Origin of the sequence: Pseudopontixanthobacter vadosimaris (assembly GCF_012979275.1) — a bacterium.
Taxonomy (GTDB): domain Bacteria; phylum Pseudomonadota; class Alphaproteobacteria; order Sphingomonadales; family Sphingomonadaceae; genus Pseudopontixanthobacter; species Pseudopontixanthobacter vadosimaris.
In genome coordinates this window covers 1-16,472 of record NZ_JABASZ010000036.1, presented here as the reverse complement: position 1 = coordinate 16,472, position 16,472 = coordinate 1, and the positions used below count along the sequence as shown (strand labels likewise).

At 62.1% G+C, this 16,472-nt stretch carries 17 protein-coding genes; 3 read left to right on the top strand and 14 right to left on the bottom strand.

What is annotated here, in order from left to right; genetic code table 11:
- Position 1: 1 nt before the first annotated feature.
- The 8 genes from rplC to HG250_RS07965 form a co-directional block, all read right to left on the bottom strand.
- The gene (gene rplC, locus HG250_RS08000; RefSeq protein ID WP_170004494.1) at positions 2-904 is read right to left on the bottom strand and encodes a 50S ribosomal protein L3; all 903 of its coding nucleotides are present in this window, start codon (positions 902-904) and stop codon (positions 2-4) included.
- A gap of 184 nt (positions 905-1,088) precedes the next feature.
- Entirely contained in the window at positions 1,089-1,400 is a 312-nt protein-coding gene (gene rpsJ / locus HG250_RS07995) for a 30S ribosomal protein S10 (RefSeq protein ID WP_006831877.1), read from the bottom strand.
- A gap of 131 nt (positions 1,401-1,531) precedes the next feature.
- Complete coding sequence (tuf, locus tag HG250_RS07990) at positions 1,532-2,722, bottom strand: elongation factor Tu (protein WP_170004492.1); 1,191 nt, start codon at positions 2,720-2,722, stop codon at positions 1,532-1,534.
- 109 nt (positions 2,723-2,831) lie between these two features.
- Positions 2,832-4,925, bottom strand: coding sequence for an elongation factor G (gene fusA, locus HG250_RS07985; RefSeq protein WP_170004490.1), 2,094 nt, complete (start codon positions 4,923-4,925; stop codon positions 2,832-2,834).
- Positions 4,926-5,074: 149 nt separating this feature from the next.
- Entirely contained in the window at positions 5,075-5,545 is a 471-nt protein-coding gene (rpsG, locus tag HG250_RS07980; protein ID WP_170004488.1) for a 30S ribosomal protein S7, read from the bottom strand.
- 185 nt (positions 5,546-5,730) lie between these two features.
- A complete protein-coding gene (gene rpsL, locus HG250_RS07975; RefSeq protein WP_006831873.1) occupies positions 5,731-6,102 on the bottom strand; it encodes a 30S ribosomal protein S12 in 372 nt (123 codons plus the stop codon).
- A 426-nt stretch (positions 6,103-6,528) separates the two neighbouring features.
- Positions 6,529-7,332, bottom strand: a complete 804-nt coding sequence (locus HG250_RS07970) for a GIY-YIG nuclease family protein (RefSeq protein WP_205763578.1) — start codon at positions 7,330-7,332, stop codon at positions 6,529-6,531.
- Complete coding sequence (locus HG250_RS07965; protein ID WP_170004486.1) at positions 7,329-8,426, bottom strand: DNA cytosine methyltransferase; 1,098 nt, start codon at positions 8,424-8,426, stop codon at positions 7,329-7,331. Before HG250_RS07965 ends, HG250_RS07970 begins: the two co-directional genes overlap by 4 nt.
- Positions 8,427-8,637: 211 nt before the next feature.
- Between HG250_RS07965 and HG250_RS12970 the strand changes: the two genes are divergently transcribed.
- A complete protein-coding gene (locus tag HG250_RS12970; RefSeq protein WP_240957005.1) occupies positions 8,638-9,375 on the top strand; it encodes a hypothetical protein in 738 nt (245 codons plus the stop codon).
- On the opposite strand, the gene HG250_RS07955 is transcribed toward HG250_RS12970, so the two are convergent.
- From HG250_RS07955 to HG250_RS07945, 3 genes are all read right to left on the bottom strand, one after another.
- On the bottom strand, positions 9,341-10,144 hold the full coding sequence (locus HG250_RS07955; protein WP_170004484.1) for a LysR substrate-binding domain-containing protein: 804 nt from the start codon (positions 10,142-10,144) through the stop codon (positions 9,341-9,343). The genes HG250_RS12970 and HG250_RS07955 overlap by 35 nt on opposite strands.
- A gap of 9 nt (positions 10,145-10,153) precedes the next feature.
- Positions 10,154-10,552, bottom strand: coding sequence for a Co2+/Mg2+ efflux protein ApaG (gene apaG / locus HG250_RS07950; RefSeq protein WP_170004482.1), 399 nt, complete (start codon positions 10,550-10,552; stop codon positions 10,154-10,156).
- Between the two features lie 64 nt (positions 10,553-10,616).
- Positions 10,617-12,143: a SulP family inorganic anion transporter gene (locus tag HG250_RS07945; protein WP_170004480.1), complete on the bottom strand. Its 1,527-nt coding sequence runs from the start codon at positions 12,141-12,143 to the stop codon at positions 10,617-10,619.
- Positions 12,144-12,317: 174 nt separating this feature from the next.
- On the opposite strand from HG250_RS07945, the gene HG250_RS07940 reads away from it, so the two are divergent.
- The gene (locus tag HG250_RS07940; RefSeq protein WP_170004478.1) at positions 12,318-12,509 is read left to right on the top strand and encodes a hypothetical protein; all 192 of its coding nucleotides are present in this window, start codon (positions 12,318-12,320) and stop codon (positions 12,507-12,509) included.
- A gap of 69 nt (positions 12,510-12,578) precedes the next feature.
- Here HG250_RS07940 and HG250_RS07935 read toward each other — a convergent pair whose 3' ends face one another.
- A complete protein-coding gene (locus tag HG250_RS07935; protein WP_170004476.1) occupies positions 12,579-13,787 on the bottom strand; it encodes a trans-sulfuration enzyme family protein in 1,209 nt (402 codons plus the stop codon).
- A 163-nt stretch (positions 13,788-13,950) separates the two neighbouring features.
- On the bottom strand, positions 13,951-14,187 hold the full coding sequence (locus HG250_RS07930; RefSeq protein ID WP_170004474.1) for a hypothetical protein: 237 nt from the start codon (positions 14,185-14,187) through the stop codon (positions 13,951-13,953).
- 239 nt (positions 14,188-14,426) lie between these two features.
- Between HG250_RS07930 and HG250_RS07925 the strand changes: the two genes are divergently transcribed.
- Positions 14,427-15,698, top strand: coding sequence for a glycosyltransferase family 39 protein (locus HG250_RS07925; protein WP_170004472.1), 1,272 nt, complete (start codon positions 14,427-14,429; stop codon positions 15,696-15,698).
- Between the two features lie 4 nt (positions 15,699-15,702).
- Here the strand turns inward: HG250_RS07925 and HG250_RS07920 are convergent.
- Positions 15,703-16,472 (bottom strand): GtrA family protein (locus tag HG250_RS07920; RefSeq protein WP_170004470.1); only part of this gene is annotated, 770 nt, incomplete at its 5' end.

Here is a 16,472-nt window from a genome sequence, read left to right as displayed (position 1 = left end):
ATCAGCCCTCCTTGTTCTCGTCCGACGCCGTCTTGGCGGTGGACGGATTGTTAACGGGATCGGTTTCTTCACCGGCGGCCGGCGTATTCTCTGCTGCGGCACCCGCGTTCTTTTGCGCGAGGATCGCTTCCTCTTCAGCCTGCGTCGGACCGGTATCGATCTCATTGACCGCACCGCTCTCGACCATGCCAGCCTGCGCATCTTCGCTTTCCGGCAGCGTGGACTTCTTCTCGAAGATCGCCCCGGGGAACGGCGCGCCTTCGGGCATCGGCAGCTTGACCGCGTCACGAACCATCAGCCAGCTGTTCTTGTGGCCGGGGACCGAGCCCTTCACGAACAACAGTCCGCGATCGGCATCGGTTCGCACGATTTCAAGATTCTGCTGGGTGCGCTGCTTGTCACCCATGTGACCGGCCATCTTCTTGTTCTTGAAGACGCGGCCCGGGTCCTGGCGCATACCCGTGGAGCCATGCGAACGATGGCTAAGCGACACGCCATGTGACGCACGGAGACCGCCGAAGTTCCAGCGCTTCATCGCACCCGCGAAACCCTTCCCCTGCGTATGACCGGTGATATCGACCTTCTGTCCGGCGATGAAGTGATCCGCACTGATTGTAGCACCAATAGGCAGCAGCCCTTCGTCGTTCTCCACCCGAAATTCGGCAACCTTGCGCTTCAGCGACACTTCGGCCTTGGCGAAATGCTCGCGCTGCGGCTTGTTGACGTTTTTTTGCTTGGCTTCACCCGAGCCGACCTGCAACGCATAATAGCCGTCACGGTCAGCTGTGCGGTGCGACACGACCTGGCATTCCTCCAAGGCGAGAACGGTCACGGGAACGTGCCGTCCATCCTCCTGAAAGAGGCGAGTCATCCCGACTTTCTTAGCGATCACGCCTGTGCGCATCGTCAAAACTCCTCAACAGAGGCCCCTGAACCATTCAGGGGCTTGCCAGCCCATTTTGTGATGCGTCGCCCCGCCCGGGCCAGTTGCCACTCCCGGCTAGGGAGCAACGAGACGGGGGACGCGGCCCGGGCAAAGCCCGGCGGTATCCCTTAGTCATCGGCCCGCGTAAGCAGGCCAGCAGAAATTAAGCCAGCTTGATTTCCACGTTAACGCCGGCAGCCAGATCGAGCTTCATCAGCGCGTCGACCGTCTGGGCGTTCGGTTGCACGATGTCGAGCAGCCTTTTGTACGTACGAACTTCGAACTGCTCACGCGACTTCTTGTCGATGTGCGGACCGCGGTTTACGGTGAACTTCTCGATCCTCGTCGGCATCGGAATGGGACCCCGGATCAGCGCGCCCGTGCGGCGGGCGGTGTCTGCAATCTCACCAGTTGCCTGGTCGAGAACGCGGTGGTCAAACGCCTTGAGGCGAATGCGAATATTCTGGGCTTCCATTTCCAACTACCGATGAGAAAGAGCAATAAGAACTTGCCCCACCCCCTCTCCTCTCGGGGAGAGAGCGGGGCAACCAATCGAAGATGTTCTGCAAAGGCGGAAACGAATCTCCGCCGTTGCAGCAGCCTATATTACTTCGTGATGTTGCTGACAACCCCCGAACCAACGGTCCGGCCACCTTCGCGGATTGCGAAACGGAGACCTTCGTCCATCGCGATCGGAGCGATGAGCTTGACCGAGATCGTCACGTTATCACCAGGCATGACCATTTCCGTACCTTCGGGAAGGATCACTTCGCCGGTCACGTCCGTGGTACGGAAGTAGAACTGCGGGCGATAGTTGGCGAAGAACGGCGTGTGACGACCACCCTCGTCCTTCGACAGCACGTAGACTTCGGCGCTGAATTCGGTGTGCGGGTTGACAGATCCCGGCTTGGCCAGAACCTGGCCACGCTCGACATCATCACGGCCGACACCGCGAACGAGTGCACCGATGTTGTCGCCAGCTTCGCCGCGGTCGAGCAGCTTGCGGAACATTTCAACGCCCGTAACGGTCGTCTTCGAGGTGTCCTTGATGCCGACGATTTCAACTTCGTCGCCAACATTCACGATACCGGTTTCGACGCGGCCCGTAACGACAGTACCCCGACCCGAGATAGAGAACACGTCTTCGATCGGCATCAGGAAGGCCTGATCGATCGGACGTTCGGGCTGCGGGATGTGCTCGTCGACTGCGTTCATCAGTTCGATGATCGAGTTCTTGCCAATGTTGTCGTCACGGCCTTCAAGAGCAGCCAGAGCCGAACCCTTGACGATGGGGATGTTGTCGCCGTCGAAATCGTAGCTGGAGAGCAGTTCGCGCACTTCGAGTTCAACGAGTTCGAGGATTTCCTCGTCATCGACCTGATCGACCTTGTTCAGATACACGACCAGAGCAGGCACGCCGACCTGACGGGCGAGCAGGATGTGCTCGCGAGTCTGCGGCATCGGGCCGTCAGCAGCGTTCACAACCAGGATCGCACCGTCCATCTGCGCCGCACCGGTAATCATGTTCTTGACGTAGTCGGCGTGACCCGGGCAATCGACATGCGCATAGTGGCGTGCGCCGGTTTCATATTCGACATGTGCGGTCGAAATGGTGATGCCGCGCTCACGCTCTTCCGGAGCCTTGTCGATATTTGCGAAATCGACAGCGGCACCGCCATGCTCTTCCGCCATGACCTTGGTGATCGCGGCCGTCAGCGTGGTCTTACCGTGGTCGACGTGACCGATGGTGCCGATGTTGCAATGCGGCTTGTTCCGCTCGAATTTTGCCTTCGCCATGTGAATGTAACCTCTGTTGGAATGTTTGTAACTTCTATCGCGGGAGAAGGACGGCACCCGCTCAGCAGGCGCCGCCCCTAGCGGCTTGCTATGCTAAACGCAAGGGCGCTTAGGCGAGCTTCTCCTTGACTTCCTGTGCCACGCTTGCGGGCACTTCGTCATAATGCGAGAATTGCATCGAGTAATTGGCACGGCCCTGGGTGAATGAACGAAGCTCGTTCACATAACCGAACATATTGGCCAGCGGCACATGAGCCTCGACAGCCTGTGCGTTACCGCGGGTGTCGGTCCCCTGGATCTGGCCGCGGCGGCTGTTGAGATCGCCGATGACATCGCCCAGATAATCGTCAGGCGTCACTACCTCGACCTTCATTACCGGCTCCAGCAGCTTGATACCGGCCTTCTGCGCCGCTTCCCGCATTGCACCGCGCCCCGTGATCTCGAAGGCCACGGTACTGGAGTCGACGTCATGATATTTTCCGTCGATCAGCTTGATGGTGAAATCAATGATCGGGAAGCCAACGAGGAAGCCGCTTTCGGCCTGCTCGCGCATGCCTTTCTCGACCGACGGGATGTATTCGCGTGGGATGTTACCGCCCTTGACCTGGTCTTCGAAAATGACGCCCTGGCCACGCTCACCGGGGGTGACGATAACCTTGGCTTCACCGAACTGGCCCGAACCACCCGACTGTTTCTTGTGCGTATAGGTGACTTCGACTTCTCGGCCGAGCGATTCGCGATAGGCCACCTGAGGCGCACCGACATTCGCCTCGACCTTGAATTCGCGCCGCATGCGGTCGACGAGAATGTCGAGGTGAAGCTCGCCCATGCCCTTGATGATCGTCTGACCGGATTCATGGTCGGTCGTCACGCGGAAGGACGGATCCTCAGCCGCGAGGCGGTTGAGCGCGACACCCATCTTTTCCTGGTCGGCCTTGGTCTTCGGTTCCACCGAAAGCTCGATGACGGGCTCGGGGAATTCCATGCGCTCGAGGATGATCGGATGCGAGGAGGCGCACAGCGTATCACCGGTCGTCGTTTCCTTCAGACCCGCGATGGCCACGATATCGCCCGCGAAAGCTTCATCAATGTCTTCGCGATTATTGGAATGCATCAGCAGCATGCGGCCGATCTTTTCCTTCTTTTCCTTCACGGAATTCAGCACGCTGCCCTTGGCAAGCTGTCCGGAATAGATCCGCGTAAAGGTGAGCGAACCAACGAAGGGATCGTTCATGATCTTGAATGCCAGCGCAGAGAATGGCGCATCGTCGCTGGAGGGGCGGGTTGCTTCCTCGTCGCTGTCGGGCAGAACGCCCTTAATGTCGGCAACGTCGAGCGGCGACGGCATGTAATCGACGACCGCGTCGAGCAGCGGCTGAACGCCCTTGTTCTTGAAGGCCGAGCCGCACAACACGGGCACGAAATCGCGATTCATCGTGCCCTTGCGGATAAGTCGCTTTAGTGTCGCCGCATCAGGGATCTGACCTTCGAGATAGGTCTCCATGACCTCGTCATCCTGTTCGACGACAGTTTCGATGAGGGCTTCGCGGTATTCCGCGGCCTTGTCGGCCAGCTCTTCAGGAATGTCGATATAGTTGAACTCAGCGCCCAACCCGTCGTTTTCCCAGACGATACCGCGGTTGTTCACCAGATCGACAACACCGCGCAAGTCAGCTTCCGCGCCAATGGGAAGATACAGCACTAAAGGTTTCGCGCCGAGGCGGTCGATGATCGACTGCACGCAGTAATAGAAGTCGGCGCCGGTGCGGTCCAATTTATTGATGAAGCACATCCGCGGAACGCCGTATTTATCGGCCTGGCGCCAGACGGTTTCGGACTGGGGTTCGACTCCTGCGACGCCGTCGAAGACCGCTACCGCGCCGTCGAGCACGCGCAGCGAGCGTTCGACTTCGATGGTGAAGTCGACGTGGCCGGGGGTGTCGATGATGTTGATGCGGTGCTTTTCGCCCTTGCCATCCTCATTCGCCCAGAAGGTCGTGGTGGCGGCGGAGGTGATCGTGATGCCACGCTCCTGCTCCTGCTCCATCCAGTCCATCGTCGCGGCGCCGTCGTGGACTTCGCCGATCTTGTAGGATTTGCCGGTGTAGTAAAGGATCCGCTCCGTCGTGGTCGTCTTGCCGGCGTCGATATGCGCCATGATGCCGATATTGCGGTAGCGTTCCAGCGGATATTCGCGGGCCATGGTGATTTCCTGTGATCTTAGAGCGGATGGGGGGTGCGCCACACGCGCCCCGCCCCGGTTATATAGTTACTGCACCGACCGGTTAAAGACGTGCCCCCGCCGGGTTGTCCGGCAGGGGCCACGCTCTGGCCGGTCAGAAAAGCAGCGCCTTACCAGCGATAGTGGCTGAAGGCGCGGTTGGCATCGGCCATGCGGTGCGCGTCTTCACGCTTCTTCACCGCATTGCCGCGATTGTTGGCCGCATCCATCAGCTCGCCCGACAGGCGCGCCGACATGGTGGTTTCCGGACGGCCGCGCGCCGCCGTGATCAGCCAGCGGATGGCGAGCGCCTGGGCGCGTTCGGGGCGAACCTCGACCGGCACCTGGTAAGTCGCACCGCCGACGCGGCGGCTGCGGACCTCGACCTGCGGCTTGATGTTGTTCAGCGCGTCATGGAACATCTGCACCGGATCGGCCTTGGATTTGGTTTCCACCACTTCCAGCGCGCCATAGACGATGCGCTCGGCCGTGGATTTCTTCCCGTCCAGCATCAGATTGTTCATGAATTTCGAAAGCACCAGATCCTTGAACTTGGGATCGGGCAGGATGACCCGCTTTTCGGGACGACGACGACGTGACATTCTCGAACTCCTTCGGAGTGGGCGGCTCCGACCCTCTCCCCCTCCCAACCACCCGATAGGATCCCATGCTGGACCGGGTGGTTGGGAGGGGGAGCGGGCCGACACCGCGCCCGGCCATTCAGGCCGGAAAAAACAATACCGGGCGGGGAAGCGGGCCGGAGCCGGACCTCTACCGTGGCTAAACCTTACTTCGGACGCTTGGCACCGTATTTGGAACGGCTCTGCTTGCGGTCCTTCACGCCCTGCGTGTCGAGCACGCCGCGCAGCACGTGGTAGCGCACGCCGGGAAGGTCGCGGACACGGCCGCCGCGGATCAGCACCACGGAATGTTCCTGGAGGTTATGACCTTCGCCCGGAATGTAGGAGATGACTTCGCGCTGGTTGGTCAGACGCACCTTGGCCACCTTGCGAAGCGCCGAGTTCGGCTTCTTCGGCGTGGTGGTATAGACGCGGGTGCAAACGCCGCGCTTCTGCGGGTTCTGTTCCATTGCAGGAACCTTGGACTTGGCCTTCTGCGGAACGCGGCCCTTGCGGACCAGCTGGTTGATTGTCGGCATAAATTCTCTTCACCTTGTTTTCCCGACGCGCGCTAGTGCGCGTCGGGGGTGCCCCTTCCGGGCGGAAAACCGGTGCCCACTTTTCCTGAAGGGGCGCGGTTCCCGGCCATTGGGGCTGGTAGCTGTTTGAGTTGTTCGGGAGAAACGGGGGATCGGGCAAAAGCCGCACGCGGCGCATGTCTGCGCCGGAAGCGGTCTGTTCGCACGAGCCTGAAACGCTCCACCACGAATGGCCCAAAGCCACCGGGTTACTCTGACGGCTGCCCGAGGGAGGCAAATGCCACCCCAATAGAAAAGAGCCAAGCCGCATCAAGCGACAGGCCCCCGGACATGACCGGCAATGTTCAGCTCTATCTGACCGAAGCAGCGCCGGTTAGAGCGCCGAGTCTCGGATGGGGGGCCGTCTATGTTGGATTTGGCTGCGGGTCAAGGTGCAGTCGCAACGACCAACCCACTCGGGATAATTCGAGCATCATTCTTATACATGATGATGTAGCCAGGAAGAGCGGTGGCCTTCCACCCTGATGGCAACACGGAAAGGATATGCGCCAAAACAGTTCTCGCCGTTGCCGGGCCATTTAAACTTCCCGGAATGGTAACCTCAAGGTCTGCGTGGGGCTTACGACCTTTGGGACCACTCATTTCAAATCGAAGCGTATAGGGTAGAAGAGATTTTAACCTTGCCAAAATTGATGCAGCACTTTCATCTGCATCAATTGGGAAATGGATTTCACGGTCGATATCGATCGGAAATTGAGCATCGAAGTTGGTCAGTTTAACTTTCGTTGTATCTCGTTCTTTACCAGGATCATTAGACCCAAAACCACTGCCATTCCAAGAAAGCATTTTAACTCCACCGTAATGGCGGATTAAATCACCCTCCAAGTCCATGGCAGTAAAGACAAAAACCCGAACTGCCTTATAAGAAACTTTGTCAGCACTCAACGAATGCCGATGAAGAAGCTTCGTTGCATGGCGACTCAATCGCGACCGCAAACCTGCTTCCCCATCAGTTTTCCCCACGTAAACTAACGCACCATCCAGAAAAAGCTGGTATACACCTTGCTCATCGGGAATTTCATTTACGTTGGTGACAGAAAGCGCCGCCGCAGAAATTTCATCAAACACTTCAATTAAACGGTGGAGAAGCGCCTTCGGCAAATCGAATTCGAATTCGACATAGCCAGCAACCTCAGGAGAATCGATTTCTTTCCGCTCCGTATCCATCATGCAGCAATGGCAAAATCTTCATTCCTAGGCGAGAGCAAGTTCATAATTCGCTCTCCAGCTATCCTTGCCAACTCAACTGGAACAGCGTTCCCAAGCTGGCGCATCGACTCCGTCCAGCTTCTTGGAAACTGATAATCGTCTGGTAAACCTTGGAGCCTCGCACATTCACGAACAGTGAAATAGCGTACCGAACCATCATCCTTGACCATCATGTTCTCACCACCCGGTACGCCGTGATCGCCGGCCTTTAGCGCTTTAGCTGGCTGGTCCAGCAAGCTGCCGGTATGTCCCAAGTAAACTTTCGCACCGAGTTGCAGGCGATGATCGCCTTCCCCTGATGGTTCGCCCAATCCCTTAAGACGATCCCGAACCGTTACCCACCGTTTTGTTTTTGGCTCTATCCTCTTTTTTCGCATCCGCTCGACAGTCGCAGCATCTACTCTCGCGATCTCTCGAGAACTCTTAAGGATCTCGTGTTCATCCCAATAACTGCCTGTAATCCACTGCTCCCACAACAGCCGCTCGCGAGAATGGGTTGGCATCAGCGGCTGGAAATAGCCTTCCTCGGCATTTTTCAAGCCGAATATGAGAATCCTGTTTCTCTTTTGCGCTGCCCCAAAATCAGCGGCATTCACCAATTGAACTGCTACACTATAGCTTAAGTCGCTGGTCGGGCGAGCAAGCTTCTTCTGTATGTTGTTGAAGTAGGATTCGAAACGAGGTCGGGCGAGACCTCTCACGTTCTCGAACAAAAACGCTTTTGGAGCAATTTCGGCAACAGCCCTAGCAGCCTCTGGCCACATGTCTCGTTTATCATTTTGACCAGCAGCCTTGCCGCCAATACTAAAAGGCTGGCAAGGCGGGCCACCCGCGACTAGGTCGGTTCCCGAAAATTCAGACCAATCGACTTGCCGAACATCGCCGTGAACTACCGGCCATTTCTCAACGAGATTAACTTTTCTGCGCTTGTTGTGCAGCATAGTTTCAACTGCACACTCATTGAACTCAACGAGAGATCGGTGACCAAAACCCGCCTGCGCAAGCCCGAAAGCCATACCGCCGCATCCTGAGAAGAGCTCAACGCTGCTTGCCATCAAATCATCATCCTTTCCGTGCGGCGTTCGGTAACTATCCCGAGAAGCTCTGTGAAGTCCTTTGTTCCTGTTATGTCCAGTTTGGAGGAGAATTCCCCAGAAAGTTTCGTTCAGCCGAGACCGGCAGGATCAATCCGGGCATGATCCAATGCCTAATGCAGCCGACAAACCATTTTCCTACTCCCTCGCTTTCTGCAATCTGGGCGGGGATATGGCAGACCCTCGTGACCCGCATCGCCCGTCCCTCAACGCCTCCCGCTCCACGCGGGCGATTGCGGCTCAGGGGACTTCCGCCACCGCTTTTCCCGGCGATGTGCCGGGGGATGACGATCCGTTGCTCGGCTTTGCGCCTTACCTTCACGCGCGCCCGCGTTCCAATTCGATCACGCCCGATCTGCAGCGGCGATTCGTCGCTACCCTGGCGGCGACGGGGATCGTGAGACAGGCGGCGCGCTCCATCGGGAAATCGCTGGAGGCGCTGTATAAACTCCGCGCGCGGCCGGGGGCGGAGGGTTTTTCCTCTGCCTGGGATGCGGCGCTGGAGCGCGGGATGCAGCGGCTGGAGGATTGTGCGCTCGAGCGTGCGCTTGCCGGCGAGGAGCGGCCCATCGTCTCGGGCGGGAAGCTGCTCGGCACATGGGTGCGGCATGACAATGCGCTGCTGCGCTTCCTGCTGCAGCACCGGATGCCCGAACGCTATGGCATCCAGAACCTGCGGCCCGGCCATCCGCTGTATGAGAGCATCCGCGCCGAGGTGCTGGCGCAGCACGCCTTGGACAGCGTGGAGGACGAGGACGCGGTGTTCGCCAGTATCGATGCCAAGCTGGATGCGATGATCGCCCGCCAGCGTTCGGCGGCGGAATATGCGCGAGGCGATTGCGACTTCGCAGATGGGTCCGAAGATGCGGCGGGGCTTATTCCGCCGTCAGAAATGCCGCCAGCGTCCTGACCTTCTTCTGCCGCCATTGCGGCGGCGGGGCCATCAGCCAATAGGCGCGGCGGCCCTCGTCCGGCCCCTCCAGAACATGCAGGCGGCCATCGGCCAGCGCATCCTCCACCAGCAGCATCGGCAGCATCGCCCGGCCCAGCCCCGCCAGCACGGAAGAGAGCGCCTGGCCCGCATTGCCGGCCTGCACCCGCGCCTCCGCCCCGTCGCCCTCGCCCGAAGATGACGGCGCGCCGGGCCAGCTGATCCATTCCTCGGGCGCGTCCTTCGCCGCGACCACCACGCGGCGCGCCGGGGCGAGTTGCACGCCCTCCAGGTCGCCCGGCCCGTCGGCAAGGCGGATGGCGAGGTCGAGATTGGCCTCGGTGAAATCGGCATTCTCGTCCGCGACAAGCTGGAAGGTGACGTCGGGATGGTCGCGGCGGAAGGCGGCGAGGCGGTGGCTGAGCCACTGGGCGTAGAATTCGCGCGGGGCGGCGATGGTGTAGCGGTCGCTCGCCTGCCCGGCCTGCATGGCCTGCACGCTCTCCTCGAAGCGGAGGAACCCTTCGCGCAAGGGGTCAAGGCCGGCGCTGCCTTCCTTGGTCAGTTCCAGCCCCTTGCTGGTGCGGCGGAACAGGACGGTGCCGAGGTGGTCCTCCAGCGCGCGGATCTGCTGGCCCACGGCGGCGGGGGTGACCGCCAGCTCGTCCGCCGCGCGGGTGAAGCTGAGGTGGCGGGCGGCGGCGTCGAACACGCGCAGGGCGTTGAGGGGGAGGTGAGTGCGCTTCATTGCTGCGCCCTAGCGCGCGGTGGCGGGCGCCGCGAGGGGGAAATGCGGGATCGCCACCTCGAGCAGGCTGCCGTCCTCGCGGTGGAAGGTGTAGTGCCCCTCCATCGACCCGTGCGGCGTGGGCAGCGGGCAGCCGGAGACGTAATCGTGGGTTTCGCCGGGGTGCAGCACGGGCTGTTCGCCGACAACGCCGTCGCCATCGACCAGGCTCACCATGCCGCGCCCGTCGGTGATACGCCAGTGCCGGGCGATCAGCTGCACCCGTTCGTGGCTGCCGTTCTCGATGCGGATGTGATAGGCCCAGAACCACTTGCCCGCCTCGGGCCGCGATTGTTCGGGCAGGAAGCTGGCGGCCACCCGGACGGTGATGCCCTGCGTGATCGCGGCGTGCTGGAAGAATTCTCTCATTGCGCCGGGCAGGATAGCGAATGCAGGGCGCGCTGCCTAGTCGCCTGCATGAACCGCTGCCGCATCAATGCGGGGCGAGGCCGGTTTCGAGGCCGGTGCGGTCCTCCAGCGCGAATTTGTCGACCAGGTCGCTGCTGGCGCGGTTCATGCCGACCACGCGCACGTGGCGGCCGTTGCGGCGCATCCGGTCCACCACCTTGTCGAGCGCGCCGATGGCCGAAATGTCCCAGAAATGCGCGCCGCTGACGTCGATCACAACATGGCTCGCGGCATCCGCATAAGCGCTTTCGGGGCCGAGCGCGCGGGTGAAGCGGTCGACCGAGGCGAAGAAGATCTGCCCCGTCACCCGGTACACCGCGCTGTGTTCGCGCCGCACCCGTTCCACCGCGAACATCGTGCGGACCTTGCCCGCGAAGAAGATGCCCGAAAGCAGCACGCCGGTCAGCACGCCGAGCGCCAGGTCATGCGTGACGACCACCACCGCCACCGTCGCCAGCATCACGACAGAACTGGTGGGCGGATGGCGGCGCAGATTGGGGATCGAAACCCAGCTGAAGGTGCCGATCGACACCATGATCATCACCGCGACCAGCGCCGGCATCGGCACGCGGCCCACCCAGTCGCCCAGCACGGCGAGGAGGAACAGCAGGAACGCCCCGGCGGCGAAGGTGGAAAGCCGCCCGCGCCCCCCGCTGGCGACGTTGATGACCGATTGCCCGATCATCGCGCAGCCGCCCATCCCGCCGACCAGCGCCGCGCCCACATTGGCGATGCCCTGCCCCGCCGTTTCGCGCTGCTTGTTGCTGTCGGTATGGGTCATGTCGTCCACGATCTGCGCCGTCAGCAGCGATTCCAGCAGGCCCACCGCCGCCATGGTCAGCGAAAAAGGCAGGATGATCTGCAGCGTTTCCCAGGTCAGCGGCACGTCGGGCAGGATGAAGGACGGCAGCCCGTCGGGCAGATCGCCCATTTGTCCGACCGTGTTCACCGGCAGGCCGAACCAGACGGCGACGATGGTCAGCAGCACGATGGCCACCAGCGGCGACGGTACCGCCTTGGTCAGGCGCGGCAGGCCGTAGATGATGGCGAGACCCGCCGCCACCATCGCATAGGTTTCCCAGCTCACATTCGTCAGTTGCGGCAATTGCGCCATGAAGATCAGGATCGCCAGCGCATTGACGAAGCCGGTGATGACCGAGCGCGAGACGAACTGCATCAGCAGGTCGAGCCGCAGCAGCGCGGCCAGGGCCTGTATGAGGCCCATCAGGATGGTGGCGGCGAAGAGATATTCCACGCCGTGGTCGCGCACCAGCGGGATGACCACGACGGCGACGGCGGCGGTGGCGGCGGAAATCATGCCGGGGCGGCCGCCCACCAGCGCGATGACCATCGCGATCGCGACCGAGGCATAGAGGCCGACGCTGGGGTCGACGCCCGCGATGATGGCGAAGCCGATCGCTTCGGGAATGAGCGCCAGCGCCACGACGATCCCGGCGAGCAGGTCGGCGCGGATATTGCCGAACCATTCGTTGCGAATCTCGGCGCGCCAGCCGGCGCGGCGCTGTTCCTGTATCGGCGCGGCTTCGAGCATGGACCGGTCCTGCTTGTGGTGATTTGCCCCGTCGGGCCTGAAACGATGAAAGCGCGCTCCTAGAAGGTTTTGCTGCAACGCACAACCGCGTGGCCGGCACGCAGATCGCCCAGCCGTTCAGCGCGGAAAGAAATGCTCGGCCATGCGTTGTCCGGGCAAAAGGAGTCTCAATCCATGGAATCCATCTGGACCGTCGTCGTCATTGCCGGGCCCATCCTGCTCATCGGCGCCGTCATCTTCGCCTATCTGAGCAACAAAAAGACCACCGCGGCAGAGGATGCACGATCCGACGCCGGCACCCGTGCCCTGCGAGAGGATATCCAGCACGACCTGGAAACCAGGGGCCATACCGATCCGCGCGACTGACCAACCGGCGGACGGAAGGAGCACGGAAGGCCCGCGGTGGGATAGTCGGTATTTGTCCGGGAATCTGTTCTAGAGGCCCGCGGCCTTCAGCGCGCGGTCGAGATCCTCGATCAGATCCTCGACATCCTCCAGCCCGATATTCACCCGCAGCATGCCCTCGCCGATGCCTATGGCGAGGCGGTCGTCCTCGCTCATGCCCGCATGGGTAGTGCTGGCAGGGTGGCACATCAGGCTGCGCGCATCGCCGATATTGTTCGAAATATCGATCAGTTCCAGTGCATCCAGCACGGCATGCGCCTGCGCCCGGCCGCCATCCACCACGAAGCTGAAGATCGGGCCGCAGGCATCCATCTGCCGCATCGCGAGCGCGTGGCGCGGGTGGCTTGGCAGGCCCGGATGCAGCATCCGCGCGACGCGGGGTTCGAGGAAGCGGCCGACTTCGAGCGCATTGCGGCTCTGCCGCTCGGCGCGCAGCGACAGGGTCTCAAGACCCTTCAACACGACCCAGGCGTTGAAAGGCGCGCAATTCGGCCCGGTATTCCGCTGGAACGGCAGCAGCGTTTCGGTGATGAACTCCTCGGTGCCGCAGATCGCCCCGGCCAGCACCCGGCCCTGCCCGTCCATCAGCTTGGTCGCGGAATAGGCGACGACATCCGCGCCGAATTCCATCGGCCGCTGCAGGGCGCTGGTGGCAAAGGCATTGTCGACCACCGTGGTAATGTCGTGCGCTTTCGCCAGCGCGCAGACAGCTTCGAGATCGACGATGTCGAGCGTCGGATTGGCCGGAGTTTCGAAGAAGAACACCCTGGTGTTGGGGCGGATCGCCGCTTCCCAGGCAGTATTGTCGGCGCTGTCGACGACGCTGGTTTCGATGCCGAAGCGGGGAAGCAGGCTGTCGACCAGCCAGCGGCACGAACCGAAGGCCGCGCGCGCCGCCACGCAGTGATCGCCCGCCGACAACTGGCACAGCAGCGCCGCCGTCATCGCCGCCATGCCGCTGGCCTGGGCACGGCAGGCCTCCGCCCCTTCCATCAGCGCGATGCGTTCTTCCAGCATGGCGACGGTGGGGTTCTGCAGCCGCGAATAGGTCATGCCCGGCTGCTCGCCAGCGAAACGCGCCGCGACGGTGCCGGCATCGTCGAATGTATAGCCGGAGGTGAGGAACAGCGCCTCGCTCGTCTCGCCATGTTCGCTGCGCCAGGTTCCGCCGCGGATCGCACGGGTCTGGGGCCGCCAGTTGCGGGTGACGGAACGATCGGTGCCGGTGGTCTTCTTCATGGCATGGGCATTAGGCGGCAGGATCGGCGGGGCGCAACCGAAAATGGGCGATAGACAGGTGCAAGGGCATGCCTGCGCGGCGGAAGCGCGTATCGTTTCCCCGCAATCACGAAAAAGGGCGGCGCCTTGCGGCACCGCCCCCATAATTCCGATTCAGATGGTGTCAGACCGAAACCGGGAAATCGTCATCATCGTCATCCGTCAGAAGCAGCACGGCCATGCCAGCCGCCGCGAGGGCGATGATGATGAATGCCGGACCGATGCTGGCAAAACGGGACAGTTCGTTTTCCTCAGCCGAAGGAGCGGCAACCCGTTCGACGGGAGCAGCAGCCTGTGCGGCGACCGGCGCTGCGGCCAGAGATGCGGCAGCTGCCGCGTAAGCGAGATTGCGAATTTTCATAATTAAGCCCTATGTTACGCCCTAATTGCGCGATTCAATACATCAACAAAACGATGGCCGAATAGTTCCGCCTCTTATCATATACAACATATTTCGTAGCGCCTGGCGCGATCTTTCGAGACGAACCGATGCCGGCAGTCGATAAACGGTGACATCTGCTCATCACCGCTCTCCCATCCCGCTTTCCGGTTCCGCTTTCCGATTGCCGCCGCAACCCTCCAATTATACAGGCACGTTCGATGCAACGGAACCCCCGACCGAAAGATCCCGTCGCCTGGATTATCGCCATTGCAGCCGCGGCGACGCTGCTCACCTGGTGGCGGCTGGGCATACCGTCGGAGCCCTTCTTCGACGAAGTGCATTATCTGCCCGCCGCGCGCGATATGCTGGGTGCGGGCGCGTGGCCGAACCGCGAACATCCCCTGCTCGGCAAACAGATCATCGCCCTGGGCATTGCGATCCTCGGCGACAATCCCGTCGGCTGGCGGTTCTTTTCCGCACTGGCCGGGGGGCTCGCCGTGTTCGCCTTCGGCCGCGCCTGCTGGTATGCACGCGATACGCGGTTCGCTGCCATCGCCGGCTCAATCCTGCTGGCGACGGGGTTCTTTACCTATGTCCATGCGCGCATCGCCATGCTCGACATGTTCATGGTAGCGTTTCTGCTGGTGGCGCTGTGGCAATGTGCGGGCGCGGTGCGCGAACCGGAGGTCGGTCGGCGGCGGCTGGCGGTGGCGGGCACCATGCTGGGCCTTGCCATGGCAACGAAATGGAACGCCGTCCCGCTGGCGATGGTGCCAGGTGCGGCGTTCTTCTTCTATCGCCTGGGCGCGGGGCGGCGGCGGCTGCTGCTGAGCCGCCGGGGTGCGCCGGTGCCGGGTGTTTCGCTGCTGGAAGCCGTACTGTGGCTCGGCGCAGTGCCGCTGGCGACCTATGCGCTCACCTTCCTGCCCGCGCTGTTCTTCGCCGCCGCGCCCCTGCAGCCGGGCGGGTTGATCGCGCTGCATGCCGAGATGCTGGCCCTGCAGGAAAGCGTCGTCCAGCCGCACCCCTATCAGAGCCGCTGGGACGAATGGGTGCTGAACCTGCGGGCGATCTGGTATCTGTACGAACCTGTCGACGGGGTGCAGCGCGGGGTGCTGCTGATCGGCAACCCGCTGACGATGCTGCTCGGCCTGCCGGCGCTTGCCTGGTGCGGCTGGCGCGGCGTGATGCGGGGCGACAATGCGGCCTGGGCTGCTTTCGTGCTGTATGGCGTGGCGCTGGGTTTCTGGATCGTCGCCGCGAAGCCGGTGCAGTTCTATTACCATTATTTCCTGCCGTCCTGCTTCCTGCTGGCGGCGCTGACCTTTGCGCTCGACGCCACGTGGCAGAGGGGCTGGCGGCTGCTGCCGCTGGCGGTGCTGGGCGGCAGCGTGGCGGTCTTCGCGTGGTTCTATCCCATATTGTCGGCGGCGGCGCTGCCGGGGGCGGACGGGTTCCAGCGGTACATGTGGCTCCCCGGCTGGGTCTGACGGCTTAGTACCGGCCCCAGACGAAGCGTGACGACAGCGCGTAGTTCCACACCGAACCCAGCAATATGCCGATCAGCGCCGCCGCCAGCACCGGTGCGCCGCGTGCTTCCAGCAGGCTGGCGGCGGCGACATTGGCGAAGGCGCCGACCGAGCAGGCGAGGCAGAACCCTGCCCAGCCGCGCAGCCATGGCCCCGCGCCCGTCAGGCGGCGGTCGCGATAGGTCAGCCAGTTGTTCAGCCAGAAATTGAACGTCATGGTCGCCAGCGTGGCGCTGGCCTGCGCCACGGGGAAGCGATCCGTCACACCGCCGAGCAGCAGCGCCAGCACCGCCAGATGGACCAAGACGCCGATGCCGCCCACCGTGCCGAACATGGCGAAGCGCGTCGGAATGAAGCGGCCGAGGCTGCGTTCATAAAGACCGGCGATAAAGTCGAAGGCCACGCCCTTGTCCAGCTTGCTGATCCCGCCCCGCCGGGGGGCGAAGGACAGCGGCACCTCCTGCACCTCCAGCGTCCGCTCCGATGCCGCGAGCATGTCGAGCAGGATCTTGAAGCCGATGCCGGACAGGCGCGGGGCTAATTTGCGGGCGAGTTCCGTCTCCAGCAGGAAAAAACCGCTCATCGGATCGGTCAGTTCGACGCCTGTAATGCGGCGCGCGGCGCGATTGGCGAAAGTGGAGAGCCGCGTGCGGGCGGGCTGCGCCCAGTCCGCCACGCTGCCGCCCGGTGCGAAGCGCGAGGCGACCGCCACATCCGCCCCGATCGGAAGAGCAC